General features: G+C 46.1%; 21 protein-coding genes. 11 read left to right on the top strand and 10 right to left on the bottom strand.

Annotated features, from left to right (window positions below):
• Positions 1–95: 95 nt before the first annotated feature.
• Positions 96–503 (bottom strand): hypothetical protein, encoded by a 408-nt coding sequence (locus RBR60_RS09495; protein WP_320356097.1) that lies wholly within the window; start codon positions 501–503, stop codon positions 96–98.
• Between the two features lie 220 nt (positions 504–723).
• Between RBR60_RS09495 and rdgC the strand changes: the two genes are divergently transcribed.
• The 4 genes from rdgC to gyrB all read left to right on the top strand — a co-directional run bounded on the left by rdgC (position 724) and on the right by gyrB (position 5,799).
• Entirely contained in the window at positions 724–1,338 is a 615-nt protein-coding gene (gene rdgC / locus RBR60_RS09500) for a recombination-associated protein RdgC (protein ID WP_320356099.1), read from the top strand.
• 2 nt (positions 1,339–1,340) lie between these two features.
• The gene (locus RBR60_RS09505) at positions 1,341–1,889 is read left to right on the top strand and encodes a hypothetical protein (protein WP_320356101.1); all 549 of its coding nucleotides are present in this window, start codon (positions 1,341–1,343) and stop codon (positions 1,887–1,889) included.
• 341 nt (positions 1,890–2,230) lie between these two features.
• A complete protein-coding gene (dnaN, locus tag RBR60_RS09510; RefSeq protein ID WP_320356103.1) occupies positions 2,231–3,358 on the top strand; it encodes a DNA polymerase III subunit beta in 1,128 nt (375 codons plus the stop codon).
• Between the two features lie 5 nt (positions 3,359–3,363).
• Complete coding sequence (gene gyrB / locus RBR60_RS09515) at positions 3,364–5,799, top strand: DNA topoisomerase (ATP-hydrolyzing) subunit B (RefSeq protein WP_320356105.1); 2,436 nt, start codon at positions 3,364–3,366, stop codon at positions 5,797–5,799.
• Between the two features lie 112 nt (positions 5,800–5,911).
• Here gyrB and lon read toward each other — a convergent pair whose 3' ends face one another.
• The 8 genes from lon to RBR60_RS09555 form a co-directional block, all read right to left on the bottom strand.
• The gene (lon, locus tag RBR60_RS09520) at positions 5,912–8,317 is read right to left on the bottom strand and encodes an endopeptidase La (protein WP_320356107.1); all 2,406 of its coding nucleotides are present in this window, start codon (positions 8,315–8,317) and stop codon (positions 5,912–5,914) included.
• A 107-nt stretch (positions 8,318–8,424) separates the two neighbouring features.
• Complete coding sequence (locus tag RBR60_RS09525) at positions 8,425–8,868, bottom strand: Hsp20/alpha crystallin family protein (protein ID WP_320356109.1); 444 nt, start codon at positions 8,866–8,868, stop codon at positions 8,425–8,427.
• Positions 8,869–9,170: 302 nt separating this feature from the next.
• Positions 9,171–9,878 (bottom strand): 16S rRNA (uracil(1498)-N(3))-methyltransferase, encoded by a 708-nt coding sequence (locus RBR60_RS09530; RefSeq protein WP_320356111.1) that lies wholly within the window; start codon positions 9,876–9,878, stop codon positions 9,171–9,173.
• A gap of 254 nt (positions 9,879–10,132) precedes the next feature.
• Positions 10,133–10,780 (bottom strand): hypothetical protein, encoded by a 648-nt coding sequence (locus RBR60_RS09535; RefSeq protein ID WP_320356113.1) that lies wholly within the window; start codon positions 10,778–10,780, stop codon positions 10,133–10,135.
• Between the two features lie 211 nt (positions 10,781–10,991).
• Complete coding sequence (locus RBR60_RS09540) at positions 10,992–11,483, bottom strand: GatB/YqeY domain-containing protein (RefSeq protein WP_320356115.1); 492 nt, start codon at positions 11,481–11,483, stop codon at positions 10,992–10,994.
• Between the two features lie 44 nt (positions 11,484–11,527).
• Positions 11,528–12,622 carry a threonine-phosphate decarboxylase gene (locus tag RBR60_RS09545; RefSeq protein WP_413815459.1) on the bottom strand — a complete coding sequence of 365 codons (1,095 nt, stop codon included), beginning with the start codon at positions 12,620–12,622 and terminating at the stop codon, positions 11,528–11,530.
• Between the two features lie 449 nt (positions 12,623–13,071).
• A complete protein-coding gene (locus tag RBR60_RS09550) occupies positions 13,072–13,461 on the bottom strand; it encodes a hypothetical protein (protein ID WP_320356119.1) in 390 nt (129 codons plus the stop codon).
• A 724-nt stretch (positions 13,462–14,185) separates the two neighbouring features.
• Positions 14,186–14,467, bottom strand: coding sequence for a DUF6489 family protein (locus RBR60_RS09555; RefSeq protein WP_320356121.1), 282 nt, complete (start codon positions 14,465–14,467; stop codon positions 14,186–14,188).
• 126 nt (positions 14,468–14,593) lie between these two features.
• Between RBR60_RS09555 and RBR60_RS09560 the strand changes: the two genes are divergently transcribed.
• On the top strand, positions 14,594–15,757 hold the full coding sequence (locus RBR60_RS09560) for an MFS transporter (RefSeq protein ID WP_320356123.1): 1,164 nt from the start codon (positions 14,594–14,596) through the stop codon (positions 15,755–15,757).
• Positions 15,758–15,828: 71 nt separating this feature from the next.
• Here the strand turns inward: RBR60_RS09560 and pyrE are convergent, their stop codons facing one another.
• Positions 15,829–16,434, bottom strand: a complete 606-nt coding sequence (gene pyrE / locus RBR60_RS09565) for an orotate phosphoribosyltransferase (protein WP_320356124.1) — start codon at positions 16,432–16,434, stop codon at positions 15,829–15,831.
• Positions 16,435–16,919: 485 nt separating this feature from the next.
• On the opposite strand from pyrE, the gene ftsE reads away from it, so the two are divergent.
• The 6 genes from ftsE (at position 16,920) to asnS (ending at position 23,765) form a co-directional block, all read left to right on the top strand.
• Positions 16,920–17,630: a cell division ATP-binding protein FtsE gene (ftsE, locus tag RBR60_RS09570; protein ID WP_320356126.1), complete on the top strand. Its 711-nt coding sequence runs from the start codon at positions 16,920–16,922 to the stop codon at positions 17,628–17,630.
• The gene (locus RBR60_RS09575; RefSeq protein ID WP_320356128.1) at positions 17,630–18,523 is read left to right on the top strand and encodes an ABC transporter permease; all 894 of its coding nucleotides are present in this window, start codon (positions 17,630–17,632) and stop codon (positions 18,521–18,523) included. The genes ftsE and RBR60_RS09575 overlap by 1 nt, the downstream gene beginning before the upstream one ends.
• The gene (locus tag RBR60_RS09580) at positions 18,520–19,869 is read left to right on the top strand and encodes a peptidoglycan DD-metalloendopeptidase family protein (RefSeq protein ID WP_320356130.1); all 1,350 of its coding nucleotides are present in this window, start codon (positions 18,520–18,522) and stop codon (positions 19,867–19,869) included. Before RBR60_RS09575 ends, RBR60_RS09580 begins: the two co-directional genes overlap by 4 nt.
• 13 nt (positions 19,870–19,882) lie before the next feature.
• Positions 19,883–21,202 (top strand): S41 family peptidase, encoded by a 1,320-nt coding sequence (locus tag RBR60_RS09585; protein ID WP_320356131.1) that lies wholly within the window; start codon positions 19,883–19,885, stop codon positions 21,200–21,202.
• A gap of 104 nt (positions 21,203–21,306) precedes the next feature.
• On the top strand, positions 21,307–22,398 hold the full coding sequence (locus RBR60_RS09590; RefSeq protein ID WP_320356132.1) for a divergent polysaccharide deacetylase family protein: 1,092 nt from the start codon (positions 21,307–21,309) through the stop codon (positions 22,396–22,398).
• Between the two features lie 20 nt (positions 22,399–22,418).
• Positions 22,419–23,765, top strand: a complete 1,347-nt coding sequence (gene asnS, locus RBR60_RS09595) for an asparagine--tRNA ligase (protein ID WP_320356134.1) — start codon at positions 22,419–22,421, stop codon at positions 23,763–23,765.
• Position 23,766 lies beyond the last annotated feature (1 nt).

Here is a 23,766-nt window from a genome sequence, read left to right on the forward strand (position 1 = left end):
TTGATGCAATTGAGTCTTTAAAAGAGATATTTATTGACTGTCTTAATTTGTTCTTTATTCCACAAGATTATATAGACAAGCAAAAGGACCAAATCTTATCTCAATAACTCAAGTCCGAAACTTGAGTAAAAGGTTGCGGACAAAACTTCCGCCACAAGGGCGTCCTGATGCTCATCTTTTTCTTCCTCAATTTCAGTAATTCCTTTTTCTGATAAAAATTTTTTCAATTTTTTCTTGGATATACGGGCTATATTCTCACCCCAGAGCGAAAATGCCATGGCATCCACCTCCAGACAGCCCAGACGAAAATCATCTTCTTCATCAAAATAAAAGGTAAGACCCTGGTCAAAATAATATAAAACCCTGGTTTTTCCGAATTCCTTATCTTCAAAGACTTCCTTAAAATCAGGAGATCCCAATTTTTTTTCAATATGCGTTTCATCCATACCAAAAAAAAGATCATCCATCCCTTTTCCAGGCAGAAGATTTACCGATGTATTCATGTATTTTCCTGTTTTTCATGGATCGCTTTTTATGGGGATCCGTGTTAATCCTTCATAAGGAATATCCTTCAAGGATATTCTCCCTTCCGTGTATGCAAGTGCTTTCCGGCTTTCCATGGATAACAAGGAAAGCTTAAAGTGACCTTTGCTGTATGCGCATCCTTTCATACACGCACCGTCTGAACATCTTATGCTGATCCTGTAATCTGAATGGAGCGCCATGGCCCTGCTTTCCAATGCAAATACCCTGACACGTTACCGCGTTGAAGGAAAAGATGACGACATTTCCCTTGAATCTATCCGGGAAAAACTTCAGCACAACCGCTTTCCGGAAATAGAAGACCCCGCCGCTGTTTTTACCAGCGGATGGACCCCTTTTGAGTCCCATTATTTATCCGATTTTTCAGAAAAAACAATTGTATTTGCTAATTTTATCCTTTTTTGCCTGCGCATTGACAAAAAATCAGTTCCTTCCAAAATTCTGAAAAAACAAATGATCCTTGAGACGCAAAAACGGCTGAAAGAATCCGGAAAGGAATTTTTGTCCAAAAATGAAAAAAAAGCCCTGAAGGAAGATCTTGAAGCATCCCTCTTGCTGCGAATTCCCGCCAGCCCCAATATCTATGATCTCTTATGGGATATGGAAAAAAAAGAAGTCTATTTCTTTTCCAGCCAGAAAGCTTCCAATGAAGAGGTGGAGACGCTTTTTACCAAAACCTTTGGACTTCATCTGATCCGTATATTTCCTTATACCGCTGCCATGCACAGCAAGACCCTCACGGATATGGAAAAAGACAGATTCACAACCCTCAGCCCCGTTCGTTTTTCGGAGTAAACATGCTGGATATTGCCGTTGCATACAATCGTTATATTTTCATAGGCCAGGAATTTTTGACCTGGCTGTGGTTCATATCCGAAAACCAAGACAGGCTTTTTCCTGAAATACATCCGGAAATGGGAGATCTGCGCCTTGGCAACCGCATCGTTCTCCAGAACCGCTACGGAGATGACCGCATTGAGACACTCACTATCAAGGGAGATACGGCAGGGCTTGAAGAGGGAATGGTTGCTCTTCAGAAGGGCGCCGTCGTCACAGAGCTTCATATGATTCTCGTATCTGGAGATCATGAATGGATTTTTACCCTGAAGGGCGAACATCTGGGATTTTCCGGTTTAAAAACGCCTGATACCGGTCATGTCACAGAAAAAGATGAGCTTGAGGGCGCTATCATAGAAAAAGTGTTTCTCATTCAGAAAGCCTTTGAGTTTATAGACTCTCTTTTTAATTATTTTATTAAAATCCGAACATCGGAAAAATGGAAAGACCATCTTCTTGAGATCAGAAATTGGGTGAAAAGGGAATCCCAAACCAGAAAAAGTTATTAACAACGACTGACAAAAAAACCATATTTCTTGATCATAAATTATCTTCTTTTAAACCAGAGAAAAAAACAGAATAAAAAAGCTCCCCTTACAAACAACGAGAATCAAAAAAATGAAATTTCAAAAATAATAAAAAAGAACATAAAAATAAATACATAAAACAGTTACCAACATAAATGACCAAGCTTATTATGATGAAGTTTTTATATAAAAAGAAAATCAAAACAAAAATTGAAAGGCCCATGTAAAAATGGTAAAAGGAAAAGCTTTTTTGCAAAAACTCCTTTAATTCCCTGGAATAGAAAAAACAGGAACAAACAAAGGCGAATAAAGCGGAGATACCCATGAAGTGCAGACTGATAAAAAAGGAAGTTCAGGAAACCCTGGGGAAAATACAGGGTATAACAGGAAGAAAAACAACACTTTTTATAACTTCCTCGGTCCGTCTTACAACCCAGGGCAGTGACACCATCTGTATCGAAGCCTCGGATCTTGAAACGGATTTTACGGGAATTTATCCTGCTGAAATCGAAGAGCAGGGTAGCGTCTGCATACATTCAAAAAAATTTTATGAGATTGTAAAAAATTATCCATCTGAATCCATTTTAATTCATGAAGTTGAAAATCGATGGATCGAAATCGGAGAAGATAAACTCTTGTTTCATATTGTAGGCATGAATCCCGATGATTTTCCGGAAATGGGAAAGGAAAACGATGACACCTTCATTTCCGTAGACAGCTTTCTTTTTAAAAAGCTCATAGAAAAAAATATAGCCATTCCTCCCATGATCGAAGAAAAACGCATATACACCCAGGGTCTTTTGTTTGAATCCATGACGGATGAAAACAACAAGCATATTCTTCGGGGTGTTTCCACGGATTCTAAGAGGATGGTAAAATATGACATGCATTCGGATAAACCTTTCATTTTCAAGGGAGAGGAAAAATCCGTTCTGATTCCCAAAAAAGCCTTAAGTGAGCTTTTAAAATTTCTCGATACTGCTACACCTGTAAAAATCGGGATGCTGAACAATCGTTTTGTGGTGATAAAAGATCTTGAAATTTTTTCCATCACCCTTCTTGAAGGTGGGTTTCCAGGGTATCAGGATATTATGAAATTCGATCCTGAAACGGTGGTTGTATTTAAAAAACAAGATCTTATTATGAGCCTTCGGAGAATGTCCATTCTTTCGGATGATGATTTCCGTTCTATTATTTTTTCCTTTGAAAAGGATAAACTCACACTCATGACCTCCAATCCGGATCTGGGGGAATCCCATGAGGAACTCAGTATTGTTTTTGACAGGGATCCCTTTGAAGTCGCTTTTAATCCAAAATTTTTCATGGATGCTTTAGCGCTGGTAGAAGAAGATACGGTTCATGTGTACATACGGAATAATCAGTCGCCCTGTATCATTCAAGGTGCGTCGGATCATCATTTTATTTCTGTAATCATGCCAATAAGAATTTGACTGAAATGATAGAAAAAAAAGAAAATACGTATACAGCAAAAAATATCAAAATCCTTGAGGGACTTGAAGCGGTTCGTAAACGTCCTTCCATGTACATCGGCAATATCGAGACCGAAGGTCTCCATCATCTTGTCTATGAAGTGGTGGACAACTCCATAGATGAGGCTATGGCCGGTTATTGTGATCGAATACAGATCACTATCCATACGGATAACAGTGTCACAGTGAGGGATAATGGCAGGGGTATTCCTACAGAGATTCATGAAAAGGAAGACGTACCCGCAGCGGAGGTTGTTTTAACAAAACTCCATGCCGGCGGAAAATTTGATAATGATACCTACAAGGTTTCAGGCGGCCTTCATGGTGTTGGCATTTCCGTTGTCAATGCCCTTTCTGAAACCCTTGAACTGACAATCTGGCAAAAAAATCAGATATTTCAGCAAACCTTTTCCAGAGGAAAGAAAACCTCTGAACTGACGGTGATCGGAGAAACGGACCTCCAGGGAACGCAAGTCCATTTCAAACCCGATACAACCGTAATGAATACGGATCTTTTTGTTTACGAAACCTTGAGTCGGCGTATGCGTGAGCTGGCCTTCTTAAACAGAGGCGTACGTATTATCATTGAAGATGAACGCTCCGATGAACGTGATGAATTCCATTATGAAGGAGGTATCCGCTCCTTTGTGGAATATCTGAATCGTCAGCATATTGTCCTTCATGATCCCATTGTCATCGAAGGACAACGCAATGAGGTACAGATCGAAGTAGCCATTCAGTATAATGATTCTTATAATGAAAAACTTCATTCTTTTGCAAATAATATAAATACATTAGAAGGTGGTTTTCATTTAAGTGGCTTCAAGGGGGCTTTGACAAGAACTCTCAATGCCTATGCTTCTGGAGATCATATCCCTAAGAATATGCAGACCAAAATATCGGGAGAAGATGTTCGGGAAGGCTTGACTGCCATTGTCAGTATTCGCATAAAAAATCCGCAGTTTGAAGGACAGACCAAGACCAAGCTCGGAAACTCCGAAGTCAAGGGACTTGTGGAATCTCTGGTCAATGAAAAGCTGTCTTTGTATTTTGAAGAAAACCCCTCCATTGCCAAGAAAGTTATTTTAAAAGCAGTGGAAGCTGCACGGGCCCGGGAAGCCGCACGACGGGCCCGAGATCTTGCGCGAAGCAAGGGGGGAATGGGGGATGCCACCCTCCCCGGAAAACTTGCGGAGTGCCAGTACGCAGATCCCAAGGAAAGGGAGCTTTTTCTTGTGGAAGGGGATTCTGCGGGAGGATCAGCCAAACAGGCAAGGGATAGACGATTCCAGGCGATTCTTCCCCTGAAGGGAAAGATACTCAATGTGGAAAAGGCGCGCTTTGATAAAATATTAAAAAGTGAAGAAGTTAAAAATATCATCACGGTTCTGGGCGCTGGTATCGGCAGGGAAGAATTTGATATCGAGAAGATCCGGTATCATAAAATTGTCATCATGACGGACGCAGATGTGGATGGTTCACATATCCGCACCCTTCTTCTTACCTTTTTTTACAGACAAACACCTGAAATTATATCCAATGGATATCTGTATATTGCCCAGCCTCCCCTGTACCGGATCGGAAAGGGTAAGGGCGGTATTTATCTTAAGGATGAAAATGAGTACAGCCGTTATCTTTTGAAAAGAATCTGTGAACTTAAAAATGTTTTCATTGGTGATCAGAAAGAACCGTTGCCGGAAGGAGAGCTGTATCCTTTTTTAAAGAATCTTGATGTCTTCATGAGAAACAAGGAAAAACTCTGGAGACGGGGATATGAACCTGAACTGGTGGATATTCTTCTTTCCGAAGGGATAAGGGAAAAAGATGATCTCAGAAATCAGGAAGTCATGACACGGATTCGTGACCGCTTACTGGCTTCGGATTACGAGGTGAATCAGTTTGTGTGGAATGAGGAAAGGGAGATATTTGAGCTGGTGGTAACGCCACCGGAAAGAAAAATATCCCTTGAAGAAGATTATGCAACGGTACGGGAAAAAAAATCGGTCCGAATTGGCAGAAGTTTTATTTTTTCCCAGGAATATCAAGTTTGTGCAGATCTCAGTTTACAGTTAAAGCCTTATGATCAGGCCCCTTTTAAAATAGGATCCAAAGAATCTCTTCATGTGGATTCTGTGGATAATATGCGGGCTTTTTATAAAAGAATCAGTGAGGAAGCGAAAAAAGGTATCAATATACAGCGTTACAAAGGGCTTGGAGAAATGAATCCGGATCAGCTCTGGGAAACAACCATGGATCCTGAAAAACGTCGCCTCCTCCAGGTAAAAATCGAAGATGCCCTTCTTGCGGACGAAATTTTTACACTCCTCATGGGGGATGAGGTGGAGCCCAGGCGTGAATTTATCCAGAACAATGCTTTGGAAGTTACAATGATTGATATGTAGACTTTTTGGAATTTTGGCTTAACCCAAGGGTAATTCGATCCAATTTTTGCACAAAGAAATCCCGCTCCTTGTTCAAAGGGCGGGATTTCTTGTTTGTCAGCCTATACTTTTTTTATTCAGGTTTTTCTTCTTTTTTCCGGGTATTGCGGCGGGGAGCTTTGGGTTCCGGTTCCAGGGCGATATCCAGCACATCCAGCATTTTATCCACAAAATAGAAGGCCATTTCCTTTTTCACTTTTTTGGGTATTTCTTCCATATCTTTTTCGTTCCATTTTGGAAGAATGAGCGTCTTTATGCCTGCCCGATGCGCGGCAAGCACTTTTTCCTTGATGCCACCTACGGGCAGCACCTCGCCTCTTAGGGTAATTTCACCTGTCATAGCGAGGTTTTCTAAGACTTTTCTTTGAGTTGCAAGGGAGGTAATGGCGGTGAGCATGGTCACACCGGCGGAAGGCCCATCTTTGGGTATGGCCCCCGCAGGTACATGGATGTGCAGATCATTTGTTTCGAAAAAGTCTTCTGGAATATGAAGTTCTTGAGAATCTGAACGGATAAAGCTCATGGCAGCGGATACGGATTCTTTCATGACATCTCCCAACTGACCTGTCAGGGTAAGACGGCCTTTGCCCTTCATGGCTTTGGTTTCCACCACAAGAACGTCTCCCCCTGCGGGAGTCCAAGCCAGTCCCACTGCCACTCCGGGAACCTTGATTTGGGTATTCACTTCCGTATGGATCTTTTTGGGTCCAAGGTAACGGGGAATGTTCATAACATTGATGGATATGGGGTCGGTCTCGCCCTCAGCAATGCGACTGGCCACGCCACGGCAAATGGAGGCAATTTCCCTTTCAAGATTCCTCAATCCTGCTTCCCTTGTGTAATCCTCGATGACGTGACGCACTGCCCCGCTGGTAAAAATAATCTGATTGCTGTTAATGCCATGGGCTTTCCGCTGCCTTGGAATAATGTATTTGTTGGCTATTTTAATTTTTTCATCAAGGGTGTAGCCAGAAAGTTCGATGACTTCCATACGATCCCGCAGGGCAGGCGGAATGGTATGTAATACGTTTGCGGTTGTGATGAACATGACTTTGGAAAGATCAAAAGCTACATCCAGATAGTGATCCACAAAGGCATGATTCTGCTCAGGATCAAGGACTTCAAGAAGGGCGGATGAGGGATCTCCCCGAAAGTCGTTTCCAAGCTTGTCCACTTCATCCAGGATGAAAACGGGATTATCCGTTCCGGATCTTCTCAGGGCCTGAATAATCCTTCCGGGAAGGGCTCCCACATAGGTGCGTCGATGCCCCCGGATTTCTGCTTCATCGCGTACACCGCCTAAGGCCATGCGGACAAATTCTCGGCCCAGGGCTTTGGCAATGGAACGTCCAAGGGAGGTTTTGCCCGTACCCGGAGGTCCGGAGAGGCAGAGAATCGGACCTTTGGAGTCGGGTTTCAATTTACGGACGGCAAGGTATTCAAGAATCCTTTTTTTTGCTTTTTCAAGGCCATAATGATCATCATCAAGAATTTTACGGGCTTTTTTGATATCAATGTTATCTTTACTCGAAATGTTCCATGGAAGAGAAACCATCCAATCCAGATAGGTGGTGACCACATTGTATTCAGCCGAAGAAGGATGCATTCTGGAAAGTCTCTTGAGTTCTCTTTCGGCCTCTTTCCTGGCTTCTTCGGGCAGATTTTTTTCAGCAATCTTTGCGCGGTAATCATCCACCTCAACGGTGGTTTCATCCGTTTCTCCCAACTCTTCCCGAATGGCTTTGAGTTGTTGACGAAGGTAAAATTCTTTTTGTTTCTGCCCCATGTCTTCTTTGACCTGGCTCTGTATTTTTGAGCCGATCTTGAGTATTTCAAGCTGGTAATTTACGATTTTTGTAACTTCTCTCAGCCTTTTTTTAAGATCCACCAGCTCAAGAATTTTCTGCTTCTCTTCATGTGTGGTGTTAATGGTGGATGTGACCATATCTGCAAGAATGCCAGGTTCTTCAATGTTTCTGGCCATTTGTCCCATTTCCTGGGGAAGACCTGGGGAGAGTTCAACCACCTGAATATAGAGATCCAGGAGGTTACTCATGAGAGCATCTATTTCTTTGCTTTTTGTATTGGGTTCTTCAATCTGTGTGATATTGGCCACAAGGTAGGGGGTGAGTTTATTGTACGCATTCACGGAAAAACGACTGATCCCCTGAACCAAAAGCTGGGCTTTGTTATCTTCTCCTTTGGCCATTTTCAGGATGATGGCCCCGCATCCCGTGTCGTATAACTCTTCAGGACTGGTAAAGCTTTGTCCCTTTTCCTTGTTTTTTTTCACAGCGATAAAGCCGACCAGCCTGTTTTTTCCCATAACCTCATCAATGAGGCGAATGGATTGTTCCTGGCGAACCACAAGGGGTAAAACCATTTTTGGGAAAAGAACCACGTCATGAAGAGGTAGAATGGGCAGGGTGTCAGGTAATCTTTCCTGGCTTAATTCCAGGGACGGCTGCTGCTCTTGCATCGCTCACCTCCGGATCGGATGTATTACATGGATAGGTATGGAGTCCAGATCCGAAAGATATCCTTCAGTTCTGGTTCGGATAGTTCTGATAAAAAACCCAGGATTTATCAATCTGTCTGGATTTCAATTTTATGAATGCGTCCACTGGCCTGTTTTGTCAGATGAATTTCTAAAAAACCATTGCTGTAAGAAGCAGAGACTTTTTCTGTATCAATGAGTGTGGGGAGAAAGAGAACACGCTCAAAACAGCCGTAGAAAATTTCCGCAAGCCTGTACGTTGCGTTTTTCATGGGAATATTGCAATTGCGGGTTCCGTGGATACGCACGGCCTTGTTGTCAATTTCAACCTCAAGATTTTCTTTTTCAACACCCGCAATTTCCCCAAGGATGATAATTTCTTCGGCTGTTTCATAAATATCCATGGGAGGATTCCACCGCCTCTGGGTAATGAAAAACATGGGGTTTACGGATCCAAACATTTCAGAAACGGACTTCCCACAGGTATGGGATTGGTCAAATCCCGATCCGAAACGAATTTTGATGTAACTCATGACATTCTCCTTCATCAATTCGGAAACTGGGTGAGAGGAGCCGTTTTTTGAAGATCCAGGGAAAACGAAATATAACGGCACCCGGGAAGGTTAAAAAAATATAGGAAGTTTTATTTTTTTTACAAGGAATATCCTGAAAAAAGACTTTAAAATTTAAAAAATGCCAATAATTTTTTAATTTAAGGTATGCTAATCACAAAATCAGCCCTTTAAATCTTTGTTTTTTGAAAATACCGTTGGTGTGGGGTCGGTTCGATCAGCATGAATTCGCTTATTGTCTGTATACCTTTATCAGATCCTATTCACATGAACTTTGAAATGAATGCGGAGACAGCAGTTTCAACACTTAAAATGCGATCTCCCATGGAAAAGGGCTGCATTCCCGCCTTGCTAAGAAGGTCCAGCTCAAAGGGAATAAAGCCTCCTTCAGGGCCTATGGCCAGAATCGCCGGTGTGCAAGGAGAAGTTGGAAGTTTCGGGCTGTTATGGGGATGGGCGACATAGCCCTTCTGTTTTTTCGTGAGAAGGGGAAGACGGTCTTCGACAAAGGGACGGAACCGTGGTTCCATATCTATGGTTGGAAAAATTGTATCCTTGGCCTGCTGAAGTCCTGCTGTACATTGCTCTGAAATGGACACAGGGGAAAGAAAGGGACTTTGCCAGTAACTTTTTTCAACCCTGAAACTATGGAGCAAGATGATGTGCTTCACCCCCAGGGCTGTCACGGATTGCAGAATGCGCCTGAAAACTTTGGGCCGGGGTAAGGCAAGAACAAGGGTCAGGGGAATGGGTGCAGGGGGTGAATCTGTGCAGGAGATGGCAAATATGTCGTTTTCCTTTTCCCTGTGAATGAGCTTTCCTTTTCCCATGGGACCGTTGACGATTCCCATGCTGAGGCAGTCTCCCGGGTTTATTTTCAGTACCTTTCGGATGTGAGCCAATCTTGAACCGGAAATACGGATTTCATGGTCCGAGATGAAATCTTCCGGGTGTAGGAGGATGAGGTTCAAAAAAAATCCTTTTTTCAGGTGAAAATTAGTTGACGTACAAAATAAAGATATTAATTTAGTTGCAGGTTTTTAGGTAAGACTAAAAAACGTTTTTTATGTACGCCAAGGAGGTGCCCCATGATTGTAAGACTTTTCAAGGGATTTTTTTCCCGTAATACTTTTATAGACAGATACTTTAACTTCTGATGCAAAGGAGCGGCATCCTTAAAGATGCCGCTTTACACAAAAATCCCCGCACTCTTCCCACAAGATCCTCAAAAGCCTGTGCGCACATCAGGCTCAGGATACTCCTTCATGATACTATCCATAAAAGAAGCCAAGTTTTCCTTATACACAATAATGATGTGGGTTTCAGCCTTCCCATAACGATCTGCCAGTATGGCAGTCACAAGCAGGGCCTTTGAATCCTCCCAGAAATAGGAAGGTTGAAAAAGACGCTGATCTTCAATCATTTGAGGGTCTCCGTAGCTCTCTTTGAGCGTATTCACAATACCCTTTCCATCCCCGGAGAGCCTCAGATTCAGAAATAAGGGTTTTTTCGTGTAATCACAGAAAACAAAGCGGATATCACTGAAAGGTACGTTGTAGTGATGGGCATAACGGTAATCAAGCTTGAGAGTTCGGCCGGAAATTGGATTTATAAGTCTGTTTTTATTGAAAAAATAACCTGCTTCCTTGAGATCTGGAAACCGCGAGGCCAGCCAGCCTCTGTGAACAAAATCCATGTACACAGGGGTAAGATTTTCGAGACGGTGTTGACCCAATATTTTGCTGAGCTCTCTTAGCTTCGATTTTGTGAGTATGGTGTTTTCGCCAACAGAAAAAAAGGTAAAACTTTCAGATTTTTTCTGTTCTGCGTTCCTCGGAAGTCGGATGTTCGATTGGTTGAGAAAAATAAGCAAAAAAGCAGTTCCGATGAGGCAGATCAGTATAAAGAAAAAAATAATTCTGTATTTTTGGGGAATTAAATCTCGCATTGTTCTGTCCTTAATCCAGTTTATGACAATAAAGATCGGTTTTCAGATACGCCGACCACCTTGCATGTTTATGAGATCACAGGCAGCCCATCTCCGCGCCTCTCTTTTTTATGAGTAAAACGAAAGGGGCGCATGATCAGGGGGACAAGGTCTCCTGCAATACTTTTTTTACAAGGGCTCCATCCGCTCTCTGACCGAAATGTTTCATCACAGGCCCCATGGCGTTCATGGGATTTTTAATGGCGGATAAATCCATATTTTCCCGGATCCATTTTCGGATTTCTTCCTCATTTGCGGGCTTTGGAATGTATTCCTGCAGCACCTCGAGAAAAAGGGATGAAGTTTCTTTTTTTGCTTCAAGGAGTATTTTTTCGGATTTGATAAGACTCCGTATAATACTCATAATATCTTCATTTGTGATTTCGTCTTCTTTTTTACAGCGAACACTTTTTTTACCCGAGTCCAGGGTGATGGGGACAGTCAGTTTCGGAAATTCGCTCATGACCATGCGGATGGTATCCCGGACGCCATCCTCTTTTTTTTTCATGGCGGTTTTGAGGTCTTCCCTCAGTTTTTCGTAAAGGCTTGCTTCGGAGTTCAGGCTCCATCCATAAAAGTATGTCATCATGTCTTCCTGTTTTTTTGTTCGGGATCAAGGGTTTTGATAAGGATTTAAGGAGTATGAAAAAGTAGTTTACGTAAACGGGTAGCCAGAATCTTGTTTTCGTGTTCACGGCCAAAGGAAAAACGCAAAAAACGGTCTGAAAGGCCTGGAATATTGCTGCAGTTGCGTATGATGATTCTTTCTTTTTCGAGCAGATGGCATACCGTGTCTGCTTTGGGATACCCGGCAATTCTGAGAAGCTGAAAAATGGTGCGGCTCGGATACAGGTAAAGTCCTGGAATGTCAGAAAGATGTTTAGTCATCTCCCTTCTTTGCCCCACAAGCCAGTCTTGGGTTTTTTTGATGAAATCCTTGGTTTTTTCCATTTGATCCGCCAGAAAGAAAACGGATTCCTGGGCCATGGCATTGACCGCCCATGGCATTCTGTGTTCCCGGAGAGGATGGATCATCATGGGGTCTCCCGTTGCAAAACCCAATCGAAGACCTGGAATGGTAAATATTTTTGATAAGGATATGAGAACAAGGAGATTTTCCTGGCAAAGCCTTGTCACGCTTTGTTTTTCCATGTCCGGAAGAAAGGGCATGTAGGTTTCATCAACAATGAAGCGGGTTTTGGGTGCAGCAACGCAGAGGGACCGGATGACATCATAGGAAAGGGTAATACCTGTGGGATTGTTCGGATTACAAATAAAAACGGTATCGTATAATCGGCATGTATCCGCAAAAAGACCAATATCCAGGTCAAAATCCTTTTCAGGGGATGTGGTGAATTCATCCACCTGTACCCCTGAAAGGAGACAGGCATGGTGATAATCCGCATAGGTGGGGGATAAAATGAGGGCTCTGCGGGATTTGAGGGCCCAGGGAAGGGCATAGATCAACGACGTGGTCCCATTACCCGCAAGGATGCGTTTAGGGTCTATGGAAAAAAGATGTCCTATGGCCTGGGAAATCCGCTGCGTATCCGTATCAGGCAGCATGCTGATTCTTTGGATGTGGGACATCAGATGATCCATCAGACCAGGGGGGGGACCCAGGGGGTTCAGGTTGCCACTGAAGTCTGTTATTTCCTCCACTGTGCACCCCAGCCTCAGGGCTGTTTCATGACGATTTCCACCATGGGTAAGAATCATTTCATTCATCCGATACAGTGCTGGAATCCAATGCAGGCAGCTTTGGGGTGCGCCTTGCCTCTGAAAAGAATTTTTATAGAGGTATCATATCTTAGATTTTAAAAAAATAGAGTTTTCCACTGAATTTTCAACTGAATTAAAAAACGGCTTTTCTCCAGGTTGGAAAAGAGCCGTTAAAAGTTCTTTTAAATCAGGCTGATACAGAGATTGTTTTCACTATAACGATGGGAGCGAAAACCTCGTTTCCGGGAAATTACCACGCCGTAGGCTGCCTTGGATGCTGATGGGGCCAGCGGGCCAAAAAAAACTTCTTTTGTGTCCTGTTCCGGTTAAGGCAAGGCTTCTGGGATTGCAAGCATGTGTGCTTCTGGGGGTGTGGAAAAAAATTGGCCGCACAGGATAAGGAGGGCGAACAAAGCGGACGCCCTTTTGGTGTGCGGCGTTTTTTAAAAGGGCTTTTAGGCTTTTAATGCACGCTCAGCATCTTCGTTGCTGCTGTAAAAATTCGGTTTAACCCGCTGCTGTTGCAGGCTTTTCCCCAAGTCATCGCGGAGAGAGCGGCTGGTGGTGTACCGGGTGACGCCTGCATAGAAATGTTCCATCAGACGGTTTACCATATTGGCGTAGTCATTCATAAGTTCTTGTTTGATATTGAAATTTTCATAGTTAATGATGGCGTCCACTCGCTTTCCGAGGTGGGAGAGGTGTTCTGCAACAAGGAATTCAATCCGCTGGATTTCCCTGAGGGTCTGAACGCTGTAGTTTTCAAAATTCACATAAAAACGATTTTTGTCAGGGTCGTAATGGAAGCGTTGTTCAAGGGATTTTTCTTCGGATGGATGCGTCATGGGGACCTCGCTTATTTGAAAGGGTGATGGATAGGATTACCGGATATGGCAGCTGGTAGGAAAGGTTTATCTAGAAAAGAGACCAGAATGCCCACCGCGAAAGGGCGAAGCTCACAGGGGATTAAAGGACTGTTATTGAAGAAAGTATCGATTCAGGATGGTTGTTTGATTTTTTAAAATCGTCTTGGTGAAGATAAAAACTTGTGGTGTCCATACTTGGGGAAAGGGTAGGTTTCCGTCTTAATGGCCCTATATTAAGCATAAGCCTGTTGCAGGATCAAGTGTTTTCAATGGAGACGAGAGGAAAATTTTTTTTGAAAGCATGGAAAATTTAAGTTTTTAAAATGTGCTCTTTCATGTCATGGAGATTGGACATGGAAAATATATTTTGCGTACATATCTTCGTGAAAGCCAACCACCAGTGTTTGGTTGAAAATCAGGGCAGGCGCTCGAAGGCTTTGGGAAGGGCCTGTTATTTTTTTTAAAAGAGCTTCTCTTTGATTTTCCGTATCGTCAAAAAGCGTATAGCCTTTTCCCGAAGCAACAACAACCCGCTGTACCGTGTGGAGCAGGGCGGACAGATCTGTTTCCAGGAGCTTTTTTTTCCGTGCATCTTCAATATGATTGAGGCGGAAAGCATGGGACTCGATCACGTCGAGTGCTTTTTTACAGGTCTGTCAACCTTTCCTCATATAAGCCCATGAAATATCCATGATACGTTTCCTTATGAATTCTTATTTTTGGATGGAGGATCGGCTTTTTCCGTTTTCATTGCGGAATCGGGTCTCATGAGATTCATGTTTTTCATGGTCTGCTCCCAGAACATCTTACCCACATGGCCTCCAGCGGGAAAAATGATTTTCATGAGCTCCTTGGGGTCTTGGGCTGCCTTGAGGCGTTTTTGAAGATCCGCCATGATTTCTTCATGGAAAAGTCTTAAATCGGGAAGTCCCATGGCTTCACGGATTTCTTCGGGGGTGGCTTCTATGGTGATATTGATTTTCATGGGCCCTCCTTCAATTTTTTATTTCAGATACGTCTTTCTTGGGAAACACAAAAGCGCTAAGGTCTGTTTTTTTGCAGGGGATATGGGGGCGACCCTGAAACCAAACATAACATGGGATGTGGGGGGATGCAGCTCTCTTTTTTTACAGAAACACAAAAAAAGAACTTTTTGTTTTCCGGAAACTATTTTTTTTATTTTCTGGTTCTGGGAGTTTATTTCCCGTACTTTCCCCTTTATTGTTATAAAATTGGCTTTTCCGAAAAAGAAGTGGGCATGATCTCAGGCTTAAGAACCTTTGCCTCCATCTTTTTTCCTCTGGGATGGGCCTTTCTTGTGGATCGTTTTCATCTGCATCGTTTCATATTTCTGTTCTGCCATACCCTGGCTGTTGCTGCGTGGAGCCTTTTTTTTTTCGCGGACACCTTTTTTTTTATGATGTTCATCATGGGGCTTTACGGCTTTTTTCACTCCCCCATCATTGGTTTCATGGAAGCTTTTACCGTTAATTTTCTCGGAAAAAAGAAATCCGGGTACGGAGGAATACGGGTCTGGGGGTCCGTGGGTTTTATTTTTTCCGTGTGGGGGTGTGGTTTTTTGCTGGATTTCTGGCCTTCCCGCACGGTGCTCTGGCTTGTTCTTTCAGGAAGCCTTGTGGGCGTCTGGATGGCCCTTAAAACACCGGTTTCGACCACAGGCGGTCTTCTGCTGAACCGCGGAGGACTGCATCGTCTTTTGACCGGAAATGGCCTGCTGTTCCTTTTCATCGCCTTTGTGATGGTGATGAGCCATGGCGCATATTATGGTTTTTTTTCCATTCACCTTTCAGAGGCAGGCTTTTCAGGCAGTTTCATTGGATTCACCTGGGCGCTGGCATCTCTTGCAGAAATAGTTGTTATGTTGGGATTTCGACGAATTTTTAAACGTTTTTCCTTAAAAAAAATGATGCTTTTTTCATTGGTCATGGCGGTTATACGCTGGCTTCTTCTGGCTTTTTCCATTCATCCTCTGGTCATTCTTTTCAGCCAGATTCTGCATGCCTTTACCTATGGTGTTTTCCACATGGCGGCCATCTTGTTTATGGACGCCCTTGTGGATCCGGGTGCCAAAACACTGGGGCAAACCCTTCTCAATGCCACATCCTATGGCGTGGGATTGATGATGGGATATGTCATCGGCGGTCTGGGCTTTGCCTCTCTGGGAGAAGGGATGTTTGTGATCAGTGCGCTCATGGCGCTTGTGGGGGGGGGATGTGCGGTGATCCTTCAGAACCCGGAGTCTTCAGTGCCGTGAAGGGGATGCGGCCCATTTCCCGTTTTCCGGTTCCTGGGCCGGAGGACCATGGAAAGAGGAGGAAGCTCTTTTCATGCCCCAGAGTGTATCTGTGAAAAACAGGCCATGAGTTCCGTGCGCGTGAGAACGGCCACCGCATCGCCGACTTCTTTACGAATGTTGTCCATTCCCCCCTCTTCCCTGTCCACAAGCACCACAACCTTGCATACTTCAAGACCCGTTTGCCTGGCCCGGTCAATGGCTTTGATGGTGGAGCCTCCGGTGGTCGCCACGTCATCAATGATGGCCACCCTGTCTCCGGGATGCATGTCCCCTTCCACCCAGCGGATTACGCCATGGTCTTTCTGTTCTTTCCGGATTGAAAAGGCCTGTATGGGAATATTGTTCAGCCCGGAAGCAAAGGCTGTGGCCATGGCCACGGGATCCGCGCCAAAGGTGAGGCCACCAACGCCGCGGACTCCTGCTGTTTTCAGCTCTTCAAGTACCAGATGACCGATGAGAAACATACCCCAGGGATCCAGGGCTGTGGGTTTGCAGTTGATATAAAAATCACTTTTTCTGCCTGATGCCAGGGTGAAGATGGGGCTTGGGGCAACCTGGACGGATTTTTTGCATAAAAGTTCCATCAGGGCCTTTTTCATGGCAGGGCGGCTTTCTTTGCATGCATGGATATTCATTGGCGGGTTTTTTCCTGGTTATGAAGGTAAGGAGAATGCGCCAAACCCCTGCCGGACTGAAAGAAGCCTTGGGGTTGGGGATCCGGCAGAGGTTTGCGGCAGGAAAAACCGTTGTGCGGCACTTCCCGCAGGTCTGTTGCATATCATGGAGACTGAATCAGGGTCAATGAAAGGTATGGGGGCTGTTTAAGGGGAGGATATTGTGTCAAGCTTCTGAAAAATAAGAGAAAGAGGGTAAAAAAATGCAGGGTCTGTGGCTTTGGAAGAATAAATATGGTAAGGATCTCCGGTTGTTTTGATTTTCTGGATCCCCCATGCCTGCCTGAAGTCCATGAAAATGCGTGCCCGGATCCTTAAAAGAGGGCTTTTAAGTTTTTTTGTGATCAGGATGGGATTTTGCAGTTTTTTTTAAGCCCATCCTCGGGCATTCTGACCTGAGCCTCCTTTGATGTCACAGAACCTGTGAAAATGGATATCTCCTTATCATGATGGATTTATCAAAAAATCAGATTATCCGTATGTTCAATGTATACAAAGCCTATGGCAAAACCTCCGCCCTGAGGGATATCTCCCTTGAAATTTACGCAGGAGAGATTGTTTTCATTACAGGGGCCAGTGGTGCAGGAAAATCCACGCTGCTGAAACTGTTTTACAAAGGAGAGCTTGCCAGCCAGGGGCAGATTCTTGTGGACGGTATGAACCTTGCCAGGATGGGTGCGAGGAAGCTTCCCGAGCTGAGACGGCGAATCGGCGTTATTTTTCAGGATTTTAAGCTGATCGCAGGCAGAACGGTATTTGATAATGTGGCCCTGCCCCTGGAAGCCGCCGGAGAAAAGCCTAAGATCATTGAAAAAAAAGTGATGAGTGTTTTAAGAACAGCAGGTATTGAGGACAAGGCCAAGGTCTATCCACCTTCCCTGTCCGGTGGGGAGCAGCAGCGGGTCGCCGTGGCCAGGGCTGTGGTGGGATCACCTAGCCTGATACTGGCGGATGAACCCACAGCGAGCCTCGACCCCCATTCCGCAGAACAGGTTATTCAATTGCTGGAAACCTTTCACGGGCGTGGGGCCACCTTGGTCATTGCCACCCATAATCGAAGGATGATTTCCCGCCTGAAGGGAAGGGAAATCCGGCTTGAGAACGGATCCATTCAGGAAAGACTCCATGGGTCTGACAGGGAAATGGAGGAAGCCTGATGCAAAAGGACCTCTGGATACGTCATTTCCGTCACGCACTGAAGGATATCCGCACCCATCGTTTTCTGCATGGCATTACCTGGATCACCATTGTTCTTTCGGTCATCCTTTCGGGCACATTCATTCTTTTTGCCTCCAATGCCGGTGATGTGATTGCATCCTGGAAAGCCGGGGTGCGCGTGATGGTGTATCTTGAAAAAGGTCTTACAGAAAAGGATCTGGTCCGGATCAAAAACAGTCTGGGTGAGATGGAGCTGATTTCCGATTTTCGTTTTGTGTCGAAAATGGAAGCCCTCGAGTTCTTGCGCATGCGCATGCAGCGGCACGCTGCGGTTTTTCATAATCTTCCGGAAAATCCCCTGCCCGATGCCTTTGAACTTCGGGTCAAAGTGGGAGAGCAGGGATGGGATATTGTGGAAAATGTTGCCCTTCATGTGGAAAAAATCCAGGGTGTTGATGATGTGGAATACGGCGGGCAGTGGGTGGGACGCTTTCTCCAGGTGATCGCCATGTTGCGCATGGCGGCGTTTGGAATGGGCAGTCTTTTTTTTCTTGTTTCCGTTTTCATTGTGGCCAACACCATCCGCCTTGCCTTTTATTCCCGCAAGGAAGAGGTGGAGATCATGCGTTTTGTGGGGGCTGAGGAAGGATTTATCAAGGCGCCCTTTTATATGCAGGGTTTTCTTCTGGGATTTTCCGGCGGCCTTGGGGGGATTCTGGTGCTTTTTGTGGTTTACACAACCCTGACCTTTCGCATGGACGCCACGTTTTCAGCTCTGGCCTTTGATTTTTCCTTTCTTTCCCTTCGGACGGCGGCGACCATGGTGGGGATTTCCGCCTTTGTGGGCTGGGTGGGAGCCTATCTTTCCTTTCGTCAGGAAGTGCTTGAATGAAGGTCGTTTTTTTTCTTTCAGTACTTTTTTTTCAGGTTTTCATGTGCGGAGTCCATGCCCATGAAATGGTGATGGTGGAAGCCGATCGCCTTAACCTGCGCAGCGCTCCGGATCGCAATGCCAGTGTTGTGCTGGTTCTTTCCAAAGGAGCGCGCGCCCGTATCCTTGGGGAAAGGGAAGGCTGGGTCCGTGTGATGGTGGGGGAAAAGGAAGGCTACCTCAGGGATCGTCCCGTGTATATACGCCGGGTATCTTTGCAGGACTTGGATCTGGAGAAAGCCAAAAAAGAAAGGGAAGGAATCAAAACCCAGATCCAGCAGCAGGAGCGTATGCTGACCCGGTATCGGGAAAGGGAAATGGATGTCATAGCGGGTCTGAATGCCATCGATAAAACACTCCATGAGGTGAATGGGAGACTTTCCCTCATCCAGAAGGAGCAGGCGGAGCTTCTGGAGCAGCGTAAAAAAACCCGTGAGGAAATGGCGGCCCTGGAAAGGGAGAACCGAAGTCAGAGGGATGTGGTGGGTAAGCGGCTCAGGGCTTTTTATAAGCTTGAGAGCACAGGTCGTATGGCCTTGCTCGGGGCAACGGATAATGTGTATGAATTTTCCATCCATAAACGGGCCCTGGAGCAGGTTCTGCATATGGATGACCGCATCCTCGGAGATCAGAGCCGACGGATCCTGGAGCTTACCCAGCTGTCTGACCGCCTCAAAAAAGAGGAGCAGCGCATTGCGGATGTGGCCCAGAAAGCGGCAGATCAGCTTCGCATTCAGAGGGCAGAAAAGGAAAAGCGTAAGGCCCTTCTCAACGACATCCGAACCCAACAGAAACATGGCCTTGCCGCTGTTTCCGCCCTGGAAGAGGTGAAAGCCTCTCTGGATCAGACCATTGAGAAGCTGGGCAGGCGAAAATCTGCGGTTTCACGGGCTTCCGGGGGGATGGAAAAATTCAGGGGCTTGCTTGATCTTCCGGTGAACGGTACAATCATTTCTCGTTTCGGGCATAAGAAAAATCCGAAACTCAATATCCAGACCTTCCAGAGTGGTATCGGCATCCGGGCGGATCGGGGAGAACCCATACGGGCTCTTTTTTACGGGACCGTGGTGTATGCAGACTGGTTCAGCGGCTACGGGAATATGATCATCATCGACCATGGGGACCATTACTACTCCGTGTATGCCCATGCCGAAGAGTTATTTAAAAAAACAGGGGACGGCGTGGAGCGCAATGAGGTTATTGCCACGGTGGGGGATGCGGGATCCCTTTCCGGGTCCATGCTGCATTTTGAAATTCGTCAACAGGGAAAACCGGTGGACCCCATGCTTTGGGTGAAAAGCGGTTAGCGAAGGAGTCTTCATGGCTTTTAAGTTTTTGAAAATGCGTCATCTCATGGTCGCCGTAAGCATTGTCGCCCTTGTTATTCTCGGCTCCGCCAGTTTTCACAGGACGGTTTCAGCAAAGGCCAATACGGAAACCTACAAAGGTCTTAAGGTTTTCAGCGATGTGATTGAAGAGATCGAAGCCAATTATGTGGATGAGGTGAAAACCGAAGACCTGATTCAAAAGGCCATCCAGGGAATGGTGGGAAGCCTGGATCCCCATTCTGCCTTTCTGCCACCTGAAGCCTTTGAAGAACTGCAGATGGATACCAAAGGAGAGTTTGGTGGTATTGGTATTGTCATCACCACCAAAAACGGACTTCTTACGGTCATCTCTCCCATTGAAGGTACTCCGGCTTTCAAGGCGGGAATTCAGGCAGAAGATGTGATTGTGGAGGTGGACGGCGAGTCCACCAAAGACATGATGCTCTGGGAAGCGGTGAAACGGATGCGGGGGCCCAAGGGAGAAAAGGTTCTCATACGGGTGGTGCGCAAAGGGGTTTCCGAACCCATAGAGTTTACTCTGGTGCGGGATCTGATTCCCATTGACAGTGTGCGATATGCCCTTTTAAGACCCGGATACGGCTATGTCTGGGTGACCAACTTCCGGGAAAACACCACAGAGGATCTGAAAAAAGCCCTTGAAGAAATCAAGCAGAAAGGGGAGCTTAAAGGTCTCGTCCTGGATCTGAGGGGAAATCCCGGAGGTCTTCTGGATCAGGCGGTTTCCGTATCCGATCTTTTCCTTGAAGGGGGCGATATTGTGTCCATTCAGGGTAGGAAGAATATCAGCCCTCAGATTTTTAAAGCGAGAAAACGGGGAACGGAGCCGAATTATCCCATTGTGGTGCTGATCAATGCGGGCAGTGCCAGCGCGTCGGAAATTGTGGCCGGTGCCCTTCAGGACCACAAGCGGGCGGTGATTCTGGGCACAACTTCCTTTGGTAAAGGATCGGTTCAGACGGTGCGGCCCCTGAAGGATGGGTATGCCCTCAAATACACCATCGCCCGGTATTTTACGCCCCTTGGCCGTTCCATTCAGGCGGAGGGTATTGAGCCGGATATCCGCGTGGCCCAGCGCATCCTGGAAGAGGACACGGAAGCGGAATCCCGCATGCTCCACGAACGGGATCTGAGAAACCACATTGAAAAAAAGGATGCGCCCCAGAAAGAAGAAACCAAGATGCCTGTTGTTGCTTCCTCCGGGTTGGATATGGAAAGGCTTATGAAAGATCAGCAAGTGCAGCGGGCCCTTGATATCCTTGTGGGTTACGGTATTTTTGGCAAGGGAAAATAAAGAGCTTGTCTCAAGCAGGGCTTTGGATATAAAAACCGCCGCATAGCTGATGATGCGGCGGTTTTTTGTTTTCAGATCAGAACCTTTATGGATGAAATCGCTTTATGACAAAGAAAAAAGCAGAAAAAAGCGGGACAAAAAAAACAAGGGCCTCCGGAGCCAGACCGAAAAAAAAAGCTGCACCCGCCAAGCCCCGAAGGGAAGTGGATCAGGGTCCCCTGGCCCTTCTGATCCTCCTTGTGCTGGTGGTAAGCCTTGGTCTTGGAGCGCATTTTTATTTTGCATCAAAGCCTGCTCCAGGGCTTTCAGCGGAAAAAAAATCCTTAACTCCCGGCCCCCTTACTCCGTCACATAAGCAGCCCTTTGTGGAAAAACCCAAGTCCTCGACCCGGGTTGTGGAAAAAGAAAAAAAGACGGACTCCCCTTCCCCTTTACAGTCGGAAAAAAAGGAAATTCCCAAATATGAGGTTTTCCCCAGGGTGGATGTGGAAAGAAAACGATCGGAACCCGCAGTTCCGGGCGATGGAAAGCCAAGGGTGGCTCTGATTATCGATGACATAGGCTATGATCCGGCCATGGCGGAGGCTTTCATGACCCTGGGGGTTCCCCTGACCCTTTCCATTCTTCCCCATAGCCCCCACGGAGTGCGCATTGCAAACAAGGCCCACATCAGAGGTTATGAAATCATGCTGCATCTGCCCATGGAACCGCAGGAGTATCCACGCATAGATCCTGGACCTGGAGGACTTCTTTTGCGTATGGATGCAGATGAGCTCATCAGTGTGCTGGAGACAAACCTTGCAGCCATTCCCCATATCCGGGGAGTGAACAACCACATGGGTTCCGCTCTTACGGCTTCAGAATCCCACATGAATCAGCTTTTTATTATTCTGAAAAAGAGAAACTTTTTTTTCATTGACAGCCGCACCGCAGCCCAGAGCCGCTGTCGGGCTGCGGCGCGGATGTTTCAGGTGCCCTTTGGCGAGAGGGACGTTTTTCTGGATCATGTTCAGACCCAGGAAGCCGTGGAAAAAGAATTGGAAAAATTTTTCCGCATTGCGAAAAAGCACGGAAGCGCCATAGGCATCGGTCATCCCCACCGGGTGACCCTGGAAGGCCTTCGTCGGGTGCTTCCTGAGGTCGGGGAAGCCTATACCTTTGTGTATGCATCGGAACTTACGGATTTTGTGGAATAACCAACATGGAAGGAAAAAGCATGGGACATGTGTCGGTTCTTGCGCTGCTTGCATCGGAAAAGGAGCTTTCGGATGTTACGGTCATGGGCTGGGTCCGGACCCGGAGGACAGGTCGGGATGTTTCCTTTCTTGAGCTGAATGACGGCTCCTGCCTTGCCGGACTTCAGGTGGTTGTGGAAGCCACCTTTCCCATGTACGAGGAAGTTTCCCGGATCACAACGGGAAGCTCCCTTGCGGTAACAGGCGATCTTATCCGTTCTCCGGGGGAAGGCCAGGCCTTTGAACTGAAGGCCAGAGACGTGGTTGTTTTTCAGAAAGCTCCGGAATCCTATCCCCTGCAGAAAAAACGGCACAGTGACGAATTTCTCCGCACCCTTGCCCACATCCGGCCCAGAACGAATAAATACGGGGCCATGTTCCGCATCCGCTCCGAACTCGCCTTTGCCATTCATCATTATTACCGGGAAAGGGGGTTTCATCTTTTACACAGCCCCATTCTCACAGGGTCGGATTGCGAAGGTGCAGGTGAGATGTTTGCTGTGACAACCGGGGAAAAAGATGCAAATTTTTTCGGAAAACCCGCCCATCTTACGGTATCGGGCCAGCTTTCCGCAGAAATGTTCGCCCTGGCTTTAGGCAAGGTCTATACCTTTGGCCCCACCTTCCGTGCGGAAAATTCCAACACCTCCCGTCATGCTGCGGAGTTCTGGATGGTGGAGCCGGAAATGGCCTTTGCGGATCTGAAGGATGCCATGGATCTTGCGGAAGATTTTCTGAAATATCTCGTTGCCTGGGCCCAGGAGCATTGCAGGGAAGATCTGGCCCTGTTCACCCGTTTTGTGGATAAGGATCTTTCCTTGCTTCTGGACAAGATTCTTGAAGGGGATTTCATTCGTCTTTCCTACACCGAGGCTGTGGATCTTCTGCAGAAAAGTGGAAAAACCTTTGAGTTTCCCGTGGCCTGGGGCCAGGATCTCAAATCCGAGCATGAACGCTTCATTGCAGAAACCCTTTTTGCAAAACCTGTGATTCTTTATGACTATCCCAAAGGGATCAAACCCTTTTACATGCGGCTCAATGGGGATGGAAAAACCGTGGCGGCCATGGATCTTCTGGTTCCTCGCATTGGTGAGCTCATGGGAGGCAGCCAACGGGAGGAAAGGGAAGATGTTCTGTTGGAAAGGATGGCGGCCCAGGGCCTTTCCCAGGAGGATTATGGCTGGTATCTGGATTCCAGGCGCTGGGGATCTGCGCCCCATGCGGGTTTTGGCATGGGATTTGAGCGTCTGCTCATGCTGGTGACAGGGGTTTCCAACATCCGGGATGTGATTCCTTTCCCAAGAACCCCTGGAAACATTGATTTTTAAT

The sequence above is a fragment of the Desulfobotulus sp. genome, assembly GCF_034006065.1.
Classification (GTDB): domain Bacteria; phylum Desulfobacterota; class Desulfobacteria; order Desulfobacterales; family ASO4-4; genus Desulfobotulus.